General features: G+C 58.4%; 4 protein-coding genes. 1 reads left to right on the forward strand and 3 read right to left on the reverse strand.

Annotation, left to right across the window (positions count from 1 at the left end):
• Positions 1–310, forward strand: a 310-nt coding sequence (locus B7Z76_RS15775; protein WP_291345171.1) for a hypothetical protein, incomplete at its 5' end; no start/stop codon positions are given.
• Here B7Z76_RS15775 and B7Z76_RS15780 read toward each other — a convergent pair.
• From B7Z76_RS15780 to B7Z76_RS15790, 3 genes are all read right to left on the reverse strand, one after another.
• Positions 307–1,860 carry a hypothetical protein gene (locus B7Z76_RS15780; protein ID WP_291345173.1) on the reverse strand — a complete coding sequence of 518 codons (1,554 nt, stop codon included), beginning with the start codon at positions 1,858–1,860 and terminating at the stop codon, positions 307–309. The two genes, B7Z76_RS15775 and B7Z76_RS15780, sit on opposite strands and share 4 nt — an antisense overlap.
• Complete coding sequence (locus tag B7Z76_RS15785; RefSeq protein ID WP_291345175.1) at positions 1,857–2,606, reverse strand: bifunctional DNA primase/polymerase; 750 nt, start codon at positions 2,604–2,606, stop codon at positions 1,857–1,859. Before B7Z76_RS15785 ends, B7Z76_RS15780 begins: the two co-directional genes overlap by 4 nt.
• Positions 2,603–2,873: hypothetical protein (locus B7Z76_RS15790; RefSeq protein WP_291345177.1), on the reverse strand; the 271-nt coding region annotated here is incomplete at its 5' end. The genes B7Z76_RS15785 and B7Z76_RS15790, both read right to left, overlap by 4 nt.

The following is a 2,873-nucleotide window of genomic DNA, read 5'->3' on the forward strand; positions in this document are numbered from 1 at the left end:
CATGGCTGAAAAAAGCCTGATATTTCAGCCTGGGCGGATTGGTTTTTATAGACGGGAAGTCCCTCCATACGCGCGTGGGGGCGGGGTGTTTGGGGACATAGGTTTTGTGAGTGGTGCTAACTTATCGTGGTTTGCACGCGTGCGCGGGGCTTTCATGGGCCTATTTGGCGTCATTACCCCTAACGGTGAGAATATCCGCCGCCTGCACTGGGCCTGTATTTTGCAGGGCAGCAGGGTCGAGGCGAATCCTTTTGGAGAGGCGACGGCTGCCCCGGTCATGGCTGCTTCACCATGCCGGGGACTGTTTTAATGCTGGTCGATCTTTTTCAACTGATACGTTGCGCCGGTCCAAGTTCCTGCCGCGTCCTGCCGGGTTAGGACGAACCCCGCCGCGCGGGTGCCTGCAAGTTTGGCAATGGATGTTGCCAGGAATTGACGGCCCCGGCCTTGGGGGTCTGCAATGTTTTTAACGGCATCATCCAGTTCGCCGGTTTTCATCGGGTATGTATTGTGATGTTGCTCCCAAGCCTCAAACAGTTCGGCAATTCGCACCCGGCGCGGGTCGCGGGCTTTGGCTTTGCTGATCTGCGCAACCGGGTCGGTGCAGCCCAGGTTCATAAGCGGGTCGCGCACCCATGCGGCCCAGGTCTCGAATGAACCGAACGGCCTGCCACGTTCGAGGCTTGCTTCATTCTGCCTGCCCCATCGCCAAATAATCAGGGCGGCGGTGAGTAGTTCCGCGCGGCGGGCTTTAATGCCAGCCAGGAAAACATCGCGGCCCGGAAAGTCGCGGGCTTCGGGGTCATCGCATTTTGGGTCTAATTCGCAAGCCAGGAAGCGGCGGGCTAAGTCCTCCGATACGCTCAACCCGTTGCCGGTGATGGCTATGAAGGCGGTGCTATTCAATGCCACCATTTTAGTCTGCCCGAATACTCGAACCCGTGCCGGTCGTTCCGTGATGACACTGGCCAGGGTATCGGATTTTAATGCCATGCTGTTTGCGTTATCCAGAAACAGCGCAACCCCCGCCTGCATAAGTTCGGAGGCTATGCGTTTGTCGAGTTCGGCTTTATCGCTGCCGGTAGTGAACGCGGCAGGGGGTGAACCGAACGCAATCGCGCAAATTGCCTGAACCAAAAGCCCCTTTCCCGAACCGGCTCCCGATACGTCCGGCGCGGTGATAATCAAGCCGGGGGCAAGCGAGAGTGAGGCGCGGCAGATAGCGGTAAGTAGGCCGCAAATCAGGGCGGTTTCAGCTTCGCCAGGCGGCTTCTCGATATCAACCACATCGAGGTCATGCGCGGTAAATCGCTGACTATCCGAGAACGGAAAAGTCATGAAGGTTTCCCTAATTGTTCGCAGCGCATTTTCAGCATCGGCCTTGCTGGGTGTTGGCGGCACCCGAATTGCGGGGACGTTGTGGCACCATAGGCCGGTGGCATCATCAAAGCCCGTAGCAGTGTGTATTGTGCCGTCGTCGCGCAGCATCGGGGTGCTTGCGGTGCCGTTTAGTTTTGGAAAACCTTCGGCAGTATCAACCAGCATTTTTGCAGCACGTTCGGGGAAGGTTATCGGTTTTTCTTTGCCCTCTTTGTCGATTGTGACGGGGTGGCAAAGTTCGTGAACCCGCATGGTCGCGGCATGGTGCGTGAAGGGCATGATACGCACCGGCTGGCTGGGTGCGGCGGTGACTTGCACAAGCAGCCCGCCCATATCGTAAACCTGCCCGGTTTTTGCCAGCAACGCGGCAGCGGCCTTGACGGCGGCAGGGAGGTCGCCGGAATCAATCAGCAAGTCCGGCAGCATCGCGCGGCTCATGGTTTCAGCGGCAGCGGCTTCGGGGTCGGTTTGAAAGTTCATACCCGCCTCCTAGACAATGCTGATTGTGCTGTTCTGCACGCTTCAAGTTTCGGTAGTCCGGCTTGCGTGCCTGCATGTTCGAGTAGGGCGGCGGCATAGGCTGCATTTAATGTGCCGTGCTGTACCTGGTCGGCCAGCCTGCACCCGGCCCAGAACAGCCGCGAATTGCGCTGGCCTTCGCCGGCATCGGCAACCCAACGGAGCAATTTTGCAATACTCGCATCATCGGGCACGCGCGGCGGGGCAGGGGGGCGCTCTGGGCGTTTTTCCGGGCTGGTGAGCAGCCAGAATGGCCAGGGCGCTACAGGGGCTTCTGTAAGGGTTTTATAGCCATGTGCCCCCCAGGATATTACATAACCAGCATCGGCCCGAATATCGATGCCCTTTATGCCCTGCAAGGCGGTGGTGCATCGCAGTCCGGGCGGGTGCTGAAAGTAGCAATGCCATCCATCTGAGCGGGTGCTGATCGTTAGCGTTTTGAGGGCATCGGCATGGTGCCAATACCATTCGGCGGCTTCGGGGTGTTTTGTGGCGTCAATGTCCAGAACAGCAATGCCGCTGGCCTCCCCGGTTGGGAAGGCAATCAAGGGGCCGGGGTGCTGGTTGTATAATTCGCGGATGCCTTGGACGGTGCTACTGGCATCATAGAACCCGCGCGGTGATGTTGGCCGCTTCATGGTGTTACAGAAAAACAGGGGGAAGCCGGTTTTGGCATGGTAGGGCAAAGCGAGGTCGATTGTGTTCATGCTGCACCCCGCATGGCTTCGGTGATGGTGAGAGCAATGCGGCGGCAATGTTCGGCTTCCCGTTTAGCATTTTCCCGGATTAGTGGGTCAGGCTCTCGGCGGTTTTCAAGCCATTCGGCGCGGCTTTGGAGGCTTCGCACGGCGCGGCGCATATCAGCCACCGGCAAGAGCATACGGGCAGTTATGCGGCGCTCATTGGCCTGCATCTTGCCGATAATTCGGCCTTCGAGTCGTTCGGCTTTGTCTTTGTAATTTTGCATAGGGCAA

It is taken from the genome of Acidiphilium sp. 20-67-58 (assembly GCF_002255515.1).
GTDB lineage: Bacteria > Pseudomonadota > Alphaproteobacteria > Acetobacterales > Acetobacteraceae > Acidiphilium.